1 protein-coding gene is annotated in these 2,475 nt (G+C 61.6%); it reads left to right on the top strand.

Features of this window, described 5'->3' with window-relative positions; translation table 11 throughout:
- Positions 1-2,475, top strand: a 2,475-nt coding sequence (locus AW06_RS13290; protein ID WP_034950941.1) for a hypothetical protein, incomplete at both ends; no start/stop codon positions are given.

Genomic DNA, 2,475 nt, shown 5'->3' with positions numbered 1-2,475 from the left:
GCCGGAAGCCTTTGGTTTTCTTGGAACGACGCGGGCGGGCATTGCGGTCAATGCGGGCGCCGGAATCCTGGCCAAACCCTTGCAAGCGCTGAGCCTGGTCGGGGGAGATGTGCAGATCGACCGGGGGCGCATCGGCAGTCAGGGAGGCGACATTCGAATCATCGCCTTTGGCGGCCTTGCCGGAGAAGTCAGCGTTGCCGGTGAACTGCCCATCGCCAGAGGGAATATGGATATCCTCAATGGAGGATATGTATGGGCACTGAGCGATGACGCCTACCACACCGGCAACATCTTGATCGCCACCGGTACTCTGACCGTAGATGGGGGAAGTGGCGGTGAGCAGACCGGCTTCTACACTTATACGGAAAGTGCCAGAAATGCTGGCAACATCAGAATCAATGCCAGTGGCGACATCACGCTGAGGAACGACGGGCAGGTCGACACCTCCACCTACACCGCCGGTGCTGGTGGATCCGCGTCCGTATCGGCGCGCAACATCACCATCGATGGTACCGGTTCTGGCCTGTTCAGCGATTCCAAACCCGGATCAAGCGGTGACGCCGGCGATATCCGGGTTCTCGCCAGTGGCAGGCTCTCGATCCGCAACGCTGCAACCATCAATTCGTCCTCCTGGTCAAGCGGCCTTGCCGGAAACATCATGGTCAGCGCCGGGTCGATCGCCATCGATTCCCTGGGCTCGGGTGAAACGGGGATCCTGAGCAAGGCCGCGCTCTCCGGAAACGCCGGCAATATCGACGTGCAGGCAACCGGCAGCCTTTCCGTCAAGGACAACGGGAGCAGTATCAATTCGTCCACCTGGTGGTCGGGCAATGCGGGCACGGTCAAGGTGTCGGCCGGATCGATCACCCTCGATGGCCAGGGAAATGGGGTCGCAGCCATCAGCAGCGCCAGCCGTTCACTCTCAGACCCCGCCGGCCGTGCGGGCACTGTCGATGTCACGACAGCCGGCACCCTGGCGGTACTGAATGGCGGATTGATCGACTCGTCCACCTGGTCGCGGGGCAATGCGGGTACGGTCAAGGTATCGGCGGGTAGGCTCGTCATCGACGGAATGGGAGCGCGGACATCGACAGGGATCAGCAGCAACAACTATCCGTTATCAGGGCTGACCGGGAATGCGGGCAACGCGGGCAACATCGATGTCATGGTCGCCGGTTCCCTTTCGGTGCTGAATGCCGGACAGATCGATTCATCCACCTGGTCGACGGGCAATGCCGGCACGGTGAAGGTCGCTGCCGACACGATCACCGTAGACCGCGAAGGCAGCATCCGGAGTACGAGCTCGCAGCAAGTCCTAGCGCCCGTCCCCACAGGCTTCGGCGGCAACGTCCAGGTCAATGCCAGGAACACCCTGACGATCAGCAATGGTGGCGAAATCGATTCCTCGACATATGGGTCAGGGAATGCGGGCACCGTCAGCGTGTCTGCTGGCGACATCAGGATTTTTGGGGAAGGGACCTTGTTCGGCATCTTCAGCGCCGCATATGGAACCCTGGAAAATCTGGCCCGATCCGGCAATGCAGGAAGCCTGGATGTGCGTGCGACGGGAGCTCTGGAAATCGCCAACGGCGGGATGATCAGTTCATCCACGCTTACCTCGGGTAGCGCGGGCAAGGTGACAGTCTCTGCCGCGAACGTAAGAATCGATGGTCAGAATTCCCCTGGCAGGAATTCCGGGATATTCAGCAGAGCCTATTACGGTTCCTCCGGACAAAGCGGTCAGATTATTCTTTCCGCCACGGACAGTGTCTCGCTCACCGGTCACGGAACGGTTTCCATTCAGAACGATGCTTCCTTGGGCAACCCTTTCGGGGTTACGCCTGGCCTCCTGGCCGTGAGCGCGCCGACGATTCTTCTGAAGGACGCCGAGATCACCGCTGCATCGACCGGCAATGTCGCGGCCAGCCAGGTGCAGGTCGATTTCAGCCAACGGCTTGCTCTCGACAACAGCGGCATCACCACCAGCGCCAACCAGGGTAACGGCGGTTCAATCGACATCACCGGTGGCCAGGGCACGATCCTGCTGGACAACGCGCAGATCAGCACTTCCGTCAAGGGGGTGGCGGGCAACGGTGGCGACATCCATGTCCAGGCGCATACGCTGATCATGAACACCGGCTTCATCCAGGCCAATACCGCTGCCAGGAATGCCGCCGGCGGCCATGTACAGATCGACGTGCAGGCACTGGTGCCGAGCGGTGACACCCTGTTCATCGGCGGGCAGACGCCTTACATCTTTCAGCCAGGAGTCTTCAGCTTCAACGTCATCCAGGCCGCCGCGCCGACCGGGGTGAGCGGGGTGGTCCAGATCAGCACGCCCTTGCTGGACATCTCGGGGGCGTTGACCGGATTCAACGTGCAACTGCTCGATAGCGGCGGACTGGGACACCACCCCTGCCGGATCACCGGCGGGAGTTCGCTGGTACAGACCGGCCGCGGCGGCTTCGCCCCCTC

The sequence above is a fragment of the Candidatus Accumulibacter cognatus genome (assembly GCF_000584975.1).
In the GTDB taxonomy this organism is placed as follows: Bacteria; Pseudomonadota; Gammaproteobacteria; order Burkholderiales; family Rhodocyclaceae; genus Accumulibacter; species Accumulibacter cognatus.
Note: the sequence above shows the minus strand (reverse complement) of the source record. Positions and strands in the feature narration are given on the sequence as shown.